Annotated in this window: 11 protein-coding genes; 4 read left to right on the top strand and 7 right to left on the bottom strand. The window is 53.7% G+C overall.

Annotation, left to right across the window (positions count from 1 at the left end):
- Both HMPREF1548_RS24210 and HMPREF1548_RS24205 read left to right on the top strand, forming a co-directional pair.
- A partial coding sequence (locus HMPREF1548_RS24210) for a YfhO family protein (protein ID WP_051358472.1) occupies positions 1-2,711 on the top strand: 2,711 nt, incomplete at its 5' end.
- A gap of 3 nt (positions 2,712-2,714) precedes the next feature.
- A complete protein-coding gene (locus tag HMPREF1548_RS24205; RefSeq protein WP_035323754.1) occupies positions 2,715-3,551 on the top strand; it encodes a heparan-alpha-glucosaminide N-acetyltransferase in 837 nt (278 codons plus the stop codon).
- 41 nt (positions 3,552-3,592) lie between these two features.
- Here the strand turns inward: HMPREF1548_RS24205 and HMPREF1548_RS24200 are convergent, their stop codons facing one another.
- Both HMPREF1548_RS24200 and HMPREF1548_RS24195 read right to left on the bottom strand, forming a co-directional pair.
- On the bottom strand, positions 3,593-4,111 hold the full coding sequence (locus tag HMPREF1548_RS24200) for a flavodoxin domain-containing protein (protein WP_021639337.1): 519 nt from the start codon (positions 4,109-4,111) through the stop codon (positions 3,593-3,595).
- On the bottom strand, positions 4,104-4,673 hold the full coding sequence (locus HMPREF1548_RS24195) for a TetR/AcrR family transcriptional regulator (protein ID WP_021639336.1): 570 nt from the start codon (positions 4,671-4,673) through the stop codon (positions 4,104-4,106). The genes HMPREF1548_RS24200 and HMPREF1548_RS24195 overlap by 8 nt, the downstream gene beginning before the upstream one ends.
- 163 nt (positions 4,674-4,836) lie before the next feature.
- Here HMPREF1548_RS24195 and HMPREF1548_RS24190 point away from each other — a divergent pair, with 163 nt between their 5' ends.
- The gene (locus HMPREF1548_RS24190) at positions 4,837-5,199 is read left to right on the top strand and encodes a hypothetical protein (protein WP_021639335.1); all 363 of its coding nucleotides are present in this window, start codon (positions 4,837-4,839) and stop codon (positions 5,197-5,199) included.
- 6 nt (positions 5,200-5,205) lie between these two features.
- Positions 5,206-6,225 carry a LacI family DNA-binding transcriptional regulator gene (locus HMPREF1548_RS24185; protein WP_021639334.1) on the top strand — a complete coding sequence of 340 codons (1,020 nt, stop codon included), beginning with the start codon at positions 5,206-5,208 and terminating at the stop codon, positions 6,223-6,225.
- A gap of 63 nt (positions 6,226-6,288) precedes the next feature.
- Here HMPREF1548_RS24185 and HMPREF1548_RS24180 read toward each other — a convergent pair whose 3' ends face one another.
- From HMPREF1548_RS24180 to HMPREF1548_RS24160, 5 genes are read right to left on the bottom strand one after another with little or no spacing between them, the layout of a single operon-like run.
- Positions 6,289-7,719: a leucyl aminopeptidase family protein gene (locus HMPREF1548_RS24180; RefSeq protein ID WP_021639333.1), complete on the bottom strand. Its 1,431-nt coding sequence runs from the start codon at positions 7,717-7,719 to the stop codon at positions 6,289-6,291.
- Entirely contained in the window at positions 7,688-10,396 is a 2,709-nt protein-coding gene (locus HMPREF1548_RS24175) for a transglutaminase domain-containing protein (protein WP_021639332.1), read from the bottom strand. The genes HMPREF1548_RS24180 and HMPREF1548_RS24175 overlap by 32 nt, the downstream gene beginning before the upstream one ends.
- Complete coding sequence (locus HMPREF1548_RS24170; RefSeq protein WP_021639331.1) at positions 10,383-11,537, bottom strand: glycoside hydrolase family 18 protein; 1,155 nt, start codon at positions 11,535-11,537, stop codon at positions 10,383-10,385. Before HMPREF1548_RS24170 ends, HMPREF1548_RS24175 begins: the two co-directional genes overlap by 14 nt.
- A complete protein-coding gene (locus tag HMPREF1548_RS24165) occupies positions 11,534-13,036 on the bottom strand; it encodes an alpha-L-fucosidase (RefSeq protein ID WP_021639330.1) in 1,503 nt (500 codons plus the stop codon). Before HMPREF1548_RS24165 ends, HMPREF1548_RS24170 begins: the two co-directional genes overlap by 4 nt.
- Positions 13,029-14,318: an alpha-L-fucosidase gene (locus HMPREF1548_RS24160; RefSeq protein ID WP_035323751.1), complete on the bottom strand. Its 1,290-nt coding sequence runs from the start codon at positions 14,316-14,318 to the stop codon at positions 13,029-13,031. Before HMPREF1548_RS24160 ends, HMPREF1548_RS24165 begins: the two co-directional genes overlap by 8 nt.
- Positions 14,319-14,359: the final 41 nt, after the last annotated feature.

Here is a 14,359-nt window from a genome sequence, read left to right as displayed (position 1 = left end):
GCCGCGCGGCCCGCAACAACCCATCCAAAACGGCAGCCTCAGAACCTCCTTCCCCTGGCAGATGGATAAGAAGCAACTGGGCCTGCCTGCTTTCCTTTGCAATTCCCTTTCTGATCATGCTGGCGATTTTCATTATCAACGGCATTTTCCCGTTTGGCGATGAAAGCTTCATGCACTCGGACATGTACCACCAGTACGTCCCCTTTCTTTCTGAAATGCTCAGTAAAATCCGAAGCGGGGACAGCCTTTCCTATTCCTGGAATGTGGGCGTGGGCTCAAATTTTCTTGCGCTTTACGCCTATTATATGGCAAGTCCCTTCAACTGGCTTGTGGCCCTTTTCCCGGATAAATACCTGATCGAGTTCATGTCCTATCTGGTCATCCTGAAAATCGGCTTCAGCGGTTTTACCTTTTCCTGGTATCTTACCCGGCATTTTAAAACCAGAAGCGCGGCCGTGGTTCCCTTTGCCGTTTTTTATGCCATGTCCGGCTATCTGGCGGCCTATAACTGGAACGTGATGTGGCTGGATTGTATTTTCCTGTTCCCCCTGATAGCCCTGGGGCTTGAAAAGCTGGTGACTGAAGGGAAATACAGGCTGTACTGCATCAGCCTTGCGCTGTGCATCCTGTCCAATTACTATATTTCCATCATGGTATGTATTTTCCTGGTGCTGTATTTCCTGGTGCTGCTGGTGTCCCACTGCAGCTCCCTTCGCCGGATGGGCGGCGCTGTACTTCGTTTTGCGCTTTTTTCCGTATTGGCGGGAGGCATGGCGGCCATACTGTTAATACCGGAATATTCAGCGCTGCATCTGACGAAATTCAGCGACTTCAACTTTCCCTCCAAGCTGACCTTCTATTTCTCCACCATCGACATGCTGGCGAGGCACTGCATGGATGTGGCGGTGGAAACAGGGCTGGATCACTGGCCGAACATTTACTGCGGCGTTGCGGTTTTCCTGCTGGTTCCGCTGTATGTTTCCAATGCAAAAATTTCCCTCCGGGAAAAGGCTGCAAGACTGGGCCTCCTGGCGTTTCTGTTGGTAAGCTTTTCCACCAATGTGCTGAATTTCATGTGGCATGGCATGAACTACCCGGATTCCCTTCCCTGCCGCCAGTCCTTTATGTATATATTCCTGCTGCTTACCCTGTGCTGCGAGGCGGTGCTGCGCATCCGGGAGTGTTCCTTCAAGTCCCTGGGCGTCAGCTTCTGCCTGTCCCTGGGCTTTGTGCTGCTGTGTGAAAAGCTGCTGAAGGACGATGAAGCATTTGCCGTGGAAACCTTCCTGCTGACTGCCGTATTTTTATGTCTGTATGGAATTTTTGCTTATTATTATAAAAAGAAGAACTTCAACCTGAAGCTGCTGGCCGTCCTCACCCTGGTTGTGGTGACCGCGGAAGCCTCCATCAATATGTATCAGACAAGCGTTTCCGTGACCAGCAGGAGCAAATATCTGGAAAACCATGATAATTACCAGCTTCTGGTGGATCGCATCAGGGAACAGGACCCGGATTTCTACCGGTTTGAAAAGTTCAGCCGGGTGACGAAAAACGACGGCACCATGATAGGCTATCCCACCGCTTCCCTGTTTTCTTCCACGGCCAACGGGCAGGTGGAGGAGTTCTACGAAAAGCTGGGGATGAGCCACAGCAAGGTATTTTACTGCTTTGACGGCGCAACGCCGTTAACCTCCTCGCTGCTCTCCGTCCGTTACATGTTCTCCAAATCCTCCAAGGAGGATCCGAACCTGTATACGCTCATTGACAGCGAAGGGGATATTTATCTGTATGAATGTAAATATACGCTTCCTCTGGGCTTTATGGTGAGTGAGCATCCGGGCTTTGATATCACCGATCCGCCGGACGCGCCTGCTGACGGAGCTTCCTCCTCCGGAGCGGCCGGGACGGAGGAAGGGACAGAAAATCCGGACGCCCTGGATGAATTTCTCGGCAATGTGGAGGATACACAGACGGATGTGCTGGAAGCCGTCCTTGACAGAGAAGGCTCCAATCCGTTGGAAACACAGAACCTGATGGTACGCGCCCTCGGTCTGCAAAGCTCCCTGTTTGAAAGCGTGCCCTCCCAGGAGGAAGGAAACGGAACCATCGTCACGGCACAGCAGAGCGGCCATTATTACGCTTATGTGGGAAATTCCAAGGTGGATACCCTGAAAATGGAATCTGAATCGCTGTCCAAGTCCTTTACCAAGCTGAAATACCATTACATCTGCGACCTGGGCTGGCATGATGAAGGGGACGTAATCTCCCTGCATTCCGAAGACAGCAGCTCCCTCAGCCTTTCTGCGTACCGGCTGGATGAAGATATCCTGGCGCAGGCTATTGATATCCTGGGCAGTGAAACCATGACAGTGGATTCCTTTGATTCCACCCATATCCGGGGACATATCCAGGTTTCCAAAGCCGGTGAACTGGTGCTGAGCGTGCCTTATGAACCGGGCTGGAAGGTGCTTGTGGACGGTGAAGAGGTGCAGCCGGGACTGTTTGACGATACCTTCATCAGCCTTTCCCTGGAGGCCGGTGAGCATACGGTTGAAATGCATTATTATCCTGCAGGGCTGACGCTGGGCATCGTGATAACCCTGATCTGCATGGCCGCTTTTGTTTTGATTCTAATCCTGGAAAAACGAATTTCCCGCAATGGATACGGAAATAGTAAGAAGCTGACAACAGCAGAAGGGAGCAATGACTGATTCATGGAAAATACCCGTCCCCGTTATTCTTTACTGGATATGACAAGAGGGATTACTCTGCTCAGCATGATTGCCTATCATGCGGCCTATGACCTGACATATCTTTACCATGTCAGAATGCCCTGGTTCCGGGACGACCCGGGCCAGATATGGCAGCAGAGCATCTGCTGGACTTTCATTTTTCTCTCCGGCATGTGTTTCTGTCTGGGACGGCGCCCGGTAAAGAGGGGACTGCTTCTGACCGGCTGCGGGATCATTATCACGCTGGCTACGGCTTTTGTGATGCCTGACGCCATTGTAATTATGGGAATCCTCAGCTTTTTCGGCCTGGCCACGCTGATTACGGCCCTGCTGAATCCGCTGCTTTCACGGATTCCGGCTTTTGCCGGGCTTCCCGTAAGCTTCCTGCTGTTTCTGCTTACAAAGGAAGCCCCCTACGGCTATCTGGGGTTTGAAAGCTTCCGCCTTCTGGAGCTTCCCCGTTTTCTATATCAGGGAAAAATCATGATGGTGCTGGGCTTCCCTTACGATGGTTTTTATTCTACCGATTATTTTCCGCTGATACCCTGGATTTTCCTGTTTTTCAGCGGCTATTTTACCTGGCAGCTGATTCTGTGGGCGGCGCTTCTGCGTCAAAAGGCCGCTGAGCGGTATGCTTTTTTGCGGAACGCCTCCGCGGGCCGCGGCATTCCCGCCTCTTCTGTACGCCTGCCGCTTCTGGAGAAGCCGAAATGCCAGCCGCTGGAGTTCCTGGGGAAAAATACGCTTCCGGTTTATATGCTGCATCAGCCGGTGCTTATGGCAATATTTACGCTGATTGATCTGATTGGCGTCCTGTAGGCGGCCGGAATTTTACTTTGTCCGGAACAGGGAGGGCTGTTTCAGTTTTCCATCAGATATTGCAGCAGCGGCTTCAGGTACTCCTTTGAAGATATATCATAGGAGGCGCTGACGGCGCGGTATGCTTCGCTGTCCTCCCCTTCTTTTTTCTTCATAAGACTGCGGAACATGGCCATCATGGCCCGATCAACGGCTCCCATTTTTTCATAATTCAGGCCGGAAGGAAGATAAAACACTTTCAGCTTCTGCCATTCTTCCTCTGAAAAATTCTGTTTCAGTGCCTTTTCCGGCTCCGGCGATTCCGGCGGCATAGCCCCTGTGGCAAATACCGCAAGCCTTTTTCCTGACAGCTCCGTCATTTTTTTCCTGAACCATTTGATTCCATTGATGGCGCCCGCATGGACGCCGCCGCCATATACTATGGTATCATATGCCGTAAAATCTGCCGTATCTCTGCGGCTGTAGGGCAGAAGCTCACAGTTTGTCTCTTCCCTGACCCACTGAGCGTATCTTTCCGTAAAACCCGTTTTCGTGTAATAGATGATCAGAATTTTATTCATTGTTTTTTCTCCTCATTTCTGCCAGAAAGGCATCGCAGGCTGTTTCCAGCTGCGTCATAAGCTCTTCCTCCGGAATGTGGGAGCAAGAGGTCGCCAGAATTGACGCGATTCCCATTGTGTAGATTATCATATGCAGATGCAGCTGTTCCGCCTGCGCCATGGTAAGCTGCAGCGTATCGGATATAAATTTTGCAACCTCGCGGCTGCTTTCTTTGGAATACAGATCCTGCAGGGAATGGATGTCACTGCGGCGTCTGAGAAAATACAGCTGAAACAGCTGAGGCTCCTCTCTGGCAAAACGCAGCTGCGCCCGGCCCATGCTCCTGAAATAATCTTTTTTTTCGATATGAGCCGCCAGATATTCCTTCATAAATGTGCCCGTGCGTTCTGTCAGGGCCGCCTTCAGCCCTTCCATATTGGAACAATAGCTGTAAATCGGCTGTACGGAACAGCCCAGCTTATCCGCAATATTCTTAACGATTACCTTTTCCATCCCCTCCCGGCGCGCGATATCGAAAGCGGCTTCTATTACCATTTCCCGGGTGATTTTCTGTTTTGGCATTTTCCCTCCTGTACATATTCATGCAAAATAATACAAATACGATGTTTTATGCAGATATGGTTTACAATATATAACTATTTTATATAAATAGTTTATATAACTAATTTATATTCTTTGCCCGGTTCTGTCAACTGCTAATTTATTACAGTTTCTGCGGGAGTTAATGTGGGAAGTTGAAAAACGCCTTTTTTGTACCGCAACTGGGGAATATATGCGGGAAGCTACAATCACAATATTTATTCTTCTTTTCCATCTTATTCTTCCGGGAGCCTCGGACGGCGGGAAGGACGTCGCCTACGCTGATGCGTTTATCCTGCCCTTTTACCCTTCTTTTACATTTGAAAATGTCACTGCGCAATGCTATAATAAATCTCAGGACAGACACCAGAAAGCTTGCTTTTTTCTCCTTCTTTTCCCATATTTGTCCATGGCCTCTGTCTTTTTTTGTCCGGTTGAACAAATGGCGCGTTTTTCCGGATCTGTTACTCTATTTTTGCGTGCTGCGCAGCGCGCGGATTGGTTATAACACAGCATGAAAAAAGCGACACTTCAGGAAATCGCCTCTTCTCTGGGCGTTTCACGTACTACAGTCTGGAAGGTATTCAGCGGCCAGGAGGGTGTATCCGGCAATCTCAGAGAAAAAATACTCGCCAAAGCCAGAGAACTCGATTATAAATTTCCGGAAGAGCTTGACCGGAACGCAGTCCCCGAAAAAAAGGACGTCAACATTGCGGTAGCGGTCTGCCGTCCGGAGACTTCCATTTTCTGGATGAACATTATCCACCAGATCGCAAAGGAATTCTCCTTTCACGATGTCAATCTGGTTTATACCTATCTTCCTTCGGTTATCGAGGAGGATTATACGCTTCCGTCCCAGCTGCTTGGAGGAAGCATACACGGTATCATTGTCATGAATGTTTACAATGAGCGGCTGATACGTCTGCTGTCCCGGGCTGATACGCCCAAGGTTTTTCTGGATACGGCCACAGCCATTGACCCATCCTCCTTAAACGGGGATCTCCTGCTGATGGAAAGCGGCGTCAGCACCGCCCGGATAACGGAGCACCTGATAAAGCAGGGCCGGAAAACCTTCGGTTTTATCGGGGACATCAACTATGCCAAATCCAACTATGAACGGTATGAAGGCTTTACCAAAACACTGGAACGTTTTGGTCTGGCTTTGTCAAAGGAATGTATGCTCACCGGATCCATCGGCGCTTTTACCTATAAAGAGGAAATTGATGCCTTCCTTGATACGCTTCCTGCAATGCCTGAGGCTTTTGTGTGCGTCAGCGACTATGTGGCCTGCATCCTGATGCAGCTGCTTTTAAAACGGGGCTTCAGGATTCCTGAGGACGTGGCTGTTTCCGGTTTTGACGGGAATATGGAAAGCCCGCTGGCGGAGGAGCTGACCACGGTCCAGGTCTTCAATAAGGATATCGGCAACCGGCTTGCCTCTCAGATTCTGTACCGGATACAGCATCCCGACAGCCAGTTTGAGACCACCTATATCTCTTCCCAGGTGATTTTCCGCGCTTCCACCGGAGACTGACGGATAAGGCCTGAAAAAAAGAAATACTGTCAGGCAAAAAGGCGTCGCCGCCGCACTGAATGCTCAGTGCGGCAGCGACGCTTCTTTCAACAGATAATATAAGGTTGTCACCCCGGCTCCGGTGGCTCCTTTGCTCTCATAAGCATAGGTGGGAGAACCGCACCAGGCCGTACCGGCGATGTCCAGGTGAAGCCAGGGCCTTCCTTCACAGAAGCTGCGGATAAACAGCCCTGCCGTGATGGTGCCGCAGCAGCCTCCCCCCACATTTTTCACATCCGCCACATCGCTTTTTATCATCTTCTCATGCTCCCGGCCGAAGGGCAGGCGCAGGTAGCGTTCTCCCGAATGCTCCAGCGCCCGTCCAAAGAGGGCATAAAACCCATCGTCATCCGACATGGCTCCCGCTATGGTATTGCCCAGCATATTCGCCACCGCGCCTGTGAGCGTGGCAATATCCAGAACTTTTGTGATTCCTTCCCTGCGGACTGCGTAGCTCACGGCATCAGACAGCACAAGACGTCCCTCCGCGTCCGTATTGAGCACCTCTATTGTCCTGCCGCCAAAGCCTGTGATCACGTCTCCCGGAAGCAGCGCTGACTGGGATATCCTGTTTTCACTCAAAGGCAGGCAGGCCGTCACGTTCACCTTAAGCCGCTGTGCGGCTGACGCGTGCATCGCAGCCGCCACTGCCGCCGCGCCCGCCATATCGGATTTGATGCCTCCCATGGAATCACTGCTTTTCAGACAGTAGCCGCCGGTGTCACAGGTGATTCCCTTTCCGATCAGTCCGTAGATTTCATCGCTGTCCGGGTTTCCCCGATACCGCAGAATCAGCAGGCAGGGAGGATATTCACTGCTCTGCCCCACACTGTAAAGCGCTTCCATTTTCAGCGCCCGCAGCTGGCCGTAGACCAGGGTTTCCGCCTCGATCTCCACATCCTTTTCATAAGCGGTGATAATCCTGTCAAAATCCATGGGCCGCAGGTGGTTTCCCGGCGTATTCACCATATTTCTGGCAAAGCAAATCCCCGCCAGAAGCTCCTGCGCTTCCTTCAGCCTGTCCGCATACGCTTCCCCGTTTTCCAGCTGGAAATCGCAGTCCCATGCCTCCTCATTTTCCAAAGGCTGATAACGGTAGCGGTAGCAGCCAAGCCCCAGCCCCAGAACGGCCGCGGTAAATGCCTCCGGCCCGAGGAGCTGCGTAAAGCAACTCACATCCATGGAGCAGGCCCGGATATTGAAATCCCTGCATTTTGCCGCCGTTGCCGCCAGCACCTCCTTTACGGCGGTAAGCCCCGGAGCGAAGTCCTCCTTTTTCCCGCAGCCGATGAGCAGGACGGCCTGACCCGTAAAAGGCACAAGCATCGTTTCCAGGTACCTGCCGTGAAAAAGCTGCTCAAGACCCAGCCGGTAGCTTCTGATACGGGCGTCCCCTTCCCAGACAAACTCGGCAAAACAGGCGTCATTCCGCTTTCCGGTTAATGTTATCATCATTTTCCTCTTTTCTGCCCTTTTTTCTCAAAAGCAAAATCTGTAAAATCAAATCCACACTGCCCACGTGATAGCCCGCACAGGAATAAATCCCGCGGCGCCCCTCTTCCGTGAGCACAAGCAGAGGGAGTTTCTCCGGATCAGCGCCCATCACGGCCGCAGTCTTTTCCGACGCTTCCTCTCTATCAAAATAAATACGCACTGAAGACAGACGTGCCAGCGCCCTTTGCAGCGTGGCATTCTTTAGTTCCTCCGGCCTTCGAAGCACCGCGATTATTTCAGCGCCGCTGCCATTCCACTGCTCCGCGTAGTCATTCAGCTCATTTAACACATGCTCGGTCGGTTCCTCTCCCGCGCCCAGGAAAGCCACCAGCGCCGTCCCGCGTCCGGTGATATGGGCAAGGGACTGTCTTTCCCCTGATGCATCCCAGAGAAAAAGCTCTGGCAGCTCCCTGGCCGGGTAATCGGAAAGCATGGTTTTTTCATCGTTTTCCCCGGACAAAAGCTCCACTGCCCTGTGTTCTCCCGACTTTAATCCAAATACGCTGAAGGCCGCCAGCTGATTGCCTCCCGGCAGACGCCGTGAGGTAACAAGCCGGTACACTCCGGCTTCCAGCTCCAGGGTGAGCGAATCCCCTGAAAAGCAAATCCCCTCATAACCAAGTGTGCAGAAGCCCGTCCCTTCCAGCTTCCCGATAGTCCAGTTCTGTCCATAATTCCATTTCTCCCCGCTTTGTGCTTCGGGCGCTTCAAGGGTAAGCAATGCCGGCGCCGGCAGACAGCCCGGGCTGTCTTTTCCGCGCAGCCCGGCGGGCGCCCGGAATTCTCCGTTTTCCAGATATTCCGGCTGCATGGTGCTGCGCCGGAGCCGGGCGGGGATGCCCAGGCTGCGGCAGATTGCCACAAACAGTATTTTCCGGGTCAGCAGACTGCCCCACTTTAACTTCAGGCAGCCAATGGGCGTCCCGCAGACGGCGCTGTAATCCAGCCGGGCATCATACCGGATGTTTTTCTCTATATAATCCCATACCAGTTCCGGCCGCCGGGTAAAAGCGGACTTTTCCTCCTCCGAAAAACAGCTGCGGATGAAGCTGCGCCAGGGCGTCAGCTCCTCCAGGTAAATCCTGGGGCAAAGCAGATACGGGACATAGATATCCTCCGGCAGTTCTCCCTGCATACAGTTGAGATGATCCTCCAGCACACCTGCAGGCGCATCCTTGTAATCCTTCCGGGCCAGGCTGTGCAGCAGGCGCTTTCTGTCAGGGTTTCCGTCCTTTTTCAGGAAGGCGTACAGCTGCGCCGCATTTTCCCCGGCGATTTGCAGCATTTCCTTCTCTTCAGGGAATTCCCCTGCGGGCAGCTGCCCCAGGAGGGCGCGGAAACGTTCCTCCCGCAGGCGGACAGCTTCTTCCAGCCGCCGCTGCCTGCGTCCTTTCTGTTCCTCCGACTGACAGGCGCAGGAGACAGGAGCTTGCGCAGGCGCCGTCAGCAATATCTGTTCCCAGGTATTGCTTCCTCCGGCCAGCCGTCCCTTCGCGTCCTCCTCCTGAATAAAAGGATATCCGCTTTTCAGCACCAGCTCCGTCCTGATTTCCCCCGTCCGGTTTTCCTTAAGCCCGCTGTCCCGGGCTCCGGCTTCCTGCGCCGGAAATACCATTTTTTCACATACACAGCCGCCGCTCCAGGCTCTCAGCCTGACATCGCCGATTCCCATGGTGATGCCTGCCTCGCCGTTTTCATCCGTAACCAGGGCTGCCGCCGGGAAAAATTCCGCCATATTCAGTATCTCCACAGCGACCCGCGCCCCCCTCGCCGGCCTTCCCGACGCGTCCTTTACCGTAACTGTAAGCCGGCAGGTCTTCGCATAGGAGGCGGTTTCATTCAAATAGTACACCCCGTCTTCCCTGCCGATCCATTCCTCCTGCATGCCGCCGCAGTCATAATCGCAGAAGCATCGGCTATGTATCAGGATTGCCCGTCCCGCCGGGCCGGAAAACCATCCCCGGTCCAGCTCCTCCTCCGGCTCACAGGCACCAAGGAAATGCCACCTGCCGTGAATATAAACCTCCACCCAGGCATGATTATCATCGCAGTGCGCCCACCTGGGCGCATAGACCTGCCTGGCGGCAATTCCCACGCTGCGGCAGACAGCTGCCGCAAAGGCGGATTCCTCGCCGCACCTTCCTTTTCCGCAGCGGTACATGGTCATGGGGGAAGCGGTTCTGCCATCCGTAGACTCATAAGCTGCATGCTCCGCGCACCAGTAATTGATTTCCCTGACCGCTTCCTCCAGGGAAAGCCCGGCAATCCTGTCCTTCAGCCGCTCATAAAAAAACGGTCTGCAGTCGCTGATATCCTCGGTATTAATGCGGTAATAAAGCACGTAATGGACGAAAATATCCTCGGGCAGCCGTCTGCACCACTCCACATTGTCACGCAGCCACAGCGCATGCCGTACATAGGATAAAAATACCTCAAACCCGTATTCCCCCGCATCCCGCACCGGCATCGTTCCGTAAAGGAAACGCATCAGCACCGCTTCCTCTTGCGTACAGCAGGAAAGCCCGCTTTCGATTTCAGAAAGTATAGGGGCATAGATTTCCGCCCGTTCCCGGAACTTCCGTTCTGCATAGTCCTGCAGGGCAGGGGACAGCACAGCTGCCGTTTCAGTCGCTTTCATGCGCCGCCTCCCCGCCCCGGTTTACCTCCGGTTCCTGAACTGCTCCAGGGCACAGTCCCCCGCCTGGTTCCTGTTCCACCCCAGGGCATGGCCCCCTGCCCGGTTCCTGTTTTCCCCCAGGGCACAGCCCCCTGTCCAGTTCCCGCCGCAGAAAGCTGGTCAGCGTCCCGGTCCCGTCACAGCGGTATTCCCAGTACATGATGCCGCCCAGGCCATTTTCTTCCGCGTAGCTCACCTTAAGCGCCATGGACTCTTCGTCCTCATAGCTGATAAAGGTGCTTCCATCAAACAGATAGGGCGATGACGCTTCCTCGTCCCAGTAACGGATAAATCCGTTTTTGTTGATATAATCCGCTGTCAGGCTGCCGTAATCCGGCCCGTAGCCGCCCACGGTCTCTGCCTCCTGGCCCAGTCCCGTATCGCCTCCCTTCACGCCTTCCCATTTCCGGGAATAAAAGGGAACGCCAACCACCAGCTTTTCCGCCGGGACCCCCGCCTCCAGAAAGGCGTTTACCGCCTTGTCAACACAGGCGTCAAACAGGCTGCAGTTTCCGGGACGCAGCGCCGCATGGTGCCCGGTCACTTTCTGGAAGCCGCCCTGCAGATCATAGGTCATCAGCTGGACATAGTCCAGAAAAACAGCCGCTTCTTTCATGTTGGTCTGCCTGGTAAAATAGGAATCCCCGCCAGCCGCAATGGTCAGCATATATCCGCCGCCGACAGCGTCCAGCCCTTCTCTCACCGCCTGCAAAAGCAGCGTAAAATTTTCCTTATCCTTCACATGGGAGCCGATTCCCGCCAGGGCCATTCCCGGATACTCCCAGTCAATATCTATACCGTCCAGCCCGTATTCCGTCACCAGCGCAGCAGCGCTCGCCGCCATGCTTTCCCTGCCCTGTGCCGTCAGCGCCGCCTGGGAAAAACCATCCGCGCCCCAGCCGCCTGCGGAAAGCAGGATTTTAATACCGGGTTTTATCTTCCGGATACGCTCCAGCGCAGGCCTGCAGGCCTGCCCGTCCCAAACCATGCAAGCGTCCCGTACCTGCCCAAAGGCAATATTGATTACATCCAGGCACCGGATATCTTCCTCCGTTATGACGGAAAGATCCCTTGCGCCCACATAGCCGATTAACCTCATCATCTTCTTTCTTCTCCTGTCCGCGCGCTCCCGCGCTTTCTTTCTATCCTGTATACTCTGGCGATCGGCGCCGTATCCAAAGGCCTGCGGGGCGGTTTTACCAGAATCCCGCTTTTCTGCCGGGTAAAGGGAATGCCCTCACCGCTGTCAGGCATCGTCACCTTTACGATACTTTCGATCACATCCTCCGTAAAAGGCAGCAGCACCACCTCCGGAACCACCGTTTTTTCATCGGGGAACAGCTCCAGCGCATAAAGAATATCCTCATCCTTTTTCCGGGTAAAGGCGATATTCCCCTTTTTATAAGGCTCGCAGACACGAGTTCCGTATATGGCCTCGCCGTATACCTTCAGCCATTCGCCCATTCCCTTCAGGGATGCAACCGCACCTTTGGGGAGCCTGCCGTCCGGCTGAGGCCCCACATTAATTGCCAGATTACCGCCCTTGGCCACGATGTCAACAAGCAGGCAGATTACCTCCCGCGGCGTTTTATAGGTATCCTCATAGGCAAAGGAGAAGGAGGTTCCCAGTGTAATGCAGCTCTCCCATGGCACTCCCAGCGGTTCCTCCGGCACGCACTGCTCCGGCGTAATATAATTTTCATAAGGGCCGCCCACCGTGCGGTCCGCGCACAGCATGCCCGGCTGCCACCTTCTGATTTCCTCGATCACCTCGCCCAGACGGATATCCTGGCCTGCCTGGGGGCAGACCCACCCGGCGTCAAACCACATGATATCCAGCTTTCCATAATTTGCCGCCAGCTCCCGGATCTGGTTCTGGGTAAAGGCCACAAAACGTTCCCATTCCTCCGGATGCTCCGCCGGAACATAGGAAGGGCCTCTCCACATATATTCCCCTCTGGGAAACCCCTTCGCCCAATAGCTGTCCGTATGCCAGTCCGCCTTGGAAAAATAGGCGGCAATCCCCATCCCCTTTTTCCGGAAGGCTTCGAACAGATGCCCGCAGATATCCGCATATCTGTGGGTATGGAAAGGGCAGTCCTCTCCGGTGATTTTGTAATCGGAATACTTGCTGTCCCACATGCAGAAGCCATCGTGATGCTTCGTTGTAAATACCAGATAGCGGATTCCTGCTTCAGCAGCGGTTTCCGCCCACTTTTCCGGATCGAAGCGGATGGGATTAAAGGTTTTGTTCAGCCCGAAATACTGTTCTTTAAAGCTTCTGCCGTCAGCCTCCCAGTCGATACCGGTTCTTGACCACCCGGCATCCGCGTCGGAAAGCGCCCAGGACTCCACCACTCCCAGCTGGGAATATGGTCCCCAGTGCATCATCAGCGCAAGCTTCTGATCCTGGAACCATTCCAGCTTCTCCAGCACCTTGGGATCCGTGGGCCGGACATAGCCCTCCGCGGCGCTGTAATTATGTACTCCCTGTACAATTTTCTCCTCCGGCGCTTCTTCATTTCCCCCTGCCGCGCTGTCAGGGATTTCCTCTGTCATTTCATCTGCTGTCTGCAATTTTTCCATCATATCCTCAGTCATTATTCGTCACCACTTCTCCATGTCCCAGATTATAAGTAATTTTTCCTTCCAGCTCCACCTTCAGCACCGTGGCAAAGGGATGGGTCTGCAAATCCTGCGCCCAGATCCACAGTGTCCCCGGGATACCGCTCCACGGCAGCGAGCCGGTATAGGAAAAATGAAGCTCCTGGCCGCTGTGCAGCGCCGTCACTCTTTTTACAGGTGTCTTCACCCCTTTGACGCATACGCTTTCCAGCGGTTTGTCATACAGGAAAAGGTAAAGGACCTGCTGATCCGCGGACAGCGTGCTGCCTCCCAGAAACTGATGGTAGCTTAGGCCCTTTCCCGTAGGATACACTGCTTCCTCATGATCATGGATCCAGCTTCCCAGATCCAGCAGCACCTTTTCCTGCCGCTCATCCAGCGTGCCGTCCTCCTTTGGCCCCACATCCAAAAGAAGCCTTCCGCCCAGCGTGATGCAGTCGCAGAACATGCGGATAATCTGCCCGCTGGTCTTATAATCGTTATCGCTGGGCCGATAGCCCCAGGAATCGTTGATGGTGGTACAGAACTCCCATTCCCCTTCCGGCCCGTAAAGAGGGATGCCCTGCTCCGGCGTCCCATAGTCGCCATAGCCCTGCATCCGGGAATTCAGCACCACATTGGGATTCAGGCTGTGAAGATATTCCCGGAACTGAGGCATTTTCCACTGTGCCGCACTCCGTTCCCAGTCCCCGTCAAACCAGAGCAAATCCACGGTTCCGTAATTTGTCATTAATTCCCTGAGCTGATTATTGTTGAATTCCAGGAACTCCTCCCATTTTCCATAGTCCTCCTCCCCGCCGGCCGGGGAACCATAAATATCCTTCAGGCAGTCCTCCCGCTTTGCCCCTTCCGGATAAATGCTGCGGTAGCGGGGATCCGACCAGTCAATCAGCGAAAAATAAATCCCGGTCTTCAGCCCCGCGGCATTCATCGCCTCCACATATTCCTTTACCAGATCCCTGCCTGCCGGCGTTTTCTTCACCACGTTCAAATCACTGTATTTCGTATCAAAAAGAGCCACGCCGTCGTGATGCTTGGACGTCATGACCACATACTGCGCGCCTGCTTTTTTAAAAAGCTCCGCCCAGGCCGCCGGATCATACCGGGAGGCGGTAAAGCCCCCGCACTGCTTCATATAATTTTCATAAGAAATATTCCCATTATGAAAGGACCAGGATTCCGATACATCCCCCACCGCATAAATGCCATAGTGTATAAAAATCCCAAGCCTGGCCTTTCTGAACCATTCCTGCATCATAAAATTCCCCTCCGCTTCCAAACTCCAAAAATCCCCTGCCG

The sequence above is a fragment of the Clostridium sp. KLE 1755 genome (genome assembly GCF_000466465.2).
In the GTDB taxonomy this organism is placed as follows: Bacteria; Bacillota; Clostridia; order Lachnospirales; family Lachnospiraceae; genus Eisenbergiella; species Eisenbergiella porci.
Note: the sequence above shows the minus strand (reverse complement) of the source record. Positions and strands in the feature narration are given on the sequence as shown.

Bases quoted from the DNA above. Each gene is read 5' to 3' on its own strand.
- HMPREF1548_RS24165 (WP_021639330.1), bottom strand. From the start codon at position 13,036: ATGACTGAGGATATGATGGAAAAATTGCAGACAGCAGATGAAATGACA.
- HMPREF1548_RS24200 (WP_021639337.1), bottom strand. From the start codon at position 4,111: ATGAATAAAATTCTGATCATCTATTACACGAAAACGGGTTTTACGGAA.
- HMPREF1548_RS24180 (WP_021639333.1), bottom strand. From the start codon at position 7,719: ATGATGATAACATTAACCGGAAAGCGGAATGACGCCTGTTTTGCCGAG.
- HMPREF1548_RS24170 (WP_021639331.1), bottom strand. From the start codon at position 11,537: ATGATGAGGTTAATCGGCTATGTGGGCGCAAGGGATCTTTCCGTCATA.
- HMPREF1548_RS24205 (WP_035323754.1), top strand. From the start codon at position 2,715: ATGGAAAATACCCGTCCCCGTTATTCTTTACTGGATATGACAAGAGGG.
- HMPREF1548_RS24190 (WP_021639335.1), top strand. From the start codon at position 4,837: ATGTGGGAAGTTGAAAAACGCCTTTTTTGTACCGCAACTGGGGAATAT.
- HMPREF1548_RS24185 (WP_021639334.1), top strand. From the start codon at position 5,206: ATGAAAAAAGCGACACTTCAGGAAATCGCCTCTTCTCTGGGCGTTTCA.
- HMPREF1548_RS24175 (WP_021639332.1), bottom strand. From the start codon at position 10,396: ATGAAAGCGACTGAAACGGCAGCTGTGCTGTCCCCTGCCCTGCAGGAC.
- HMPREF1548_RS24160 (WP_035323751.1), bottom strand. From the start codon at position 14,318: ATGATGCAGGAATGGTTCAGAAAGGCCAGGCTTGGGATTTTTATACAC.
- HMPREF1548_RS24195 (WP_021639336.1), bottom strand. From the start codon at position 4,673: ATGCCAAAACAGAAAATCACCCGGGAAATGGTAATAGAAGCCGCTTTC.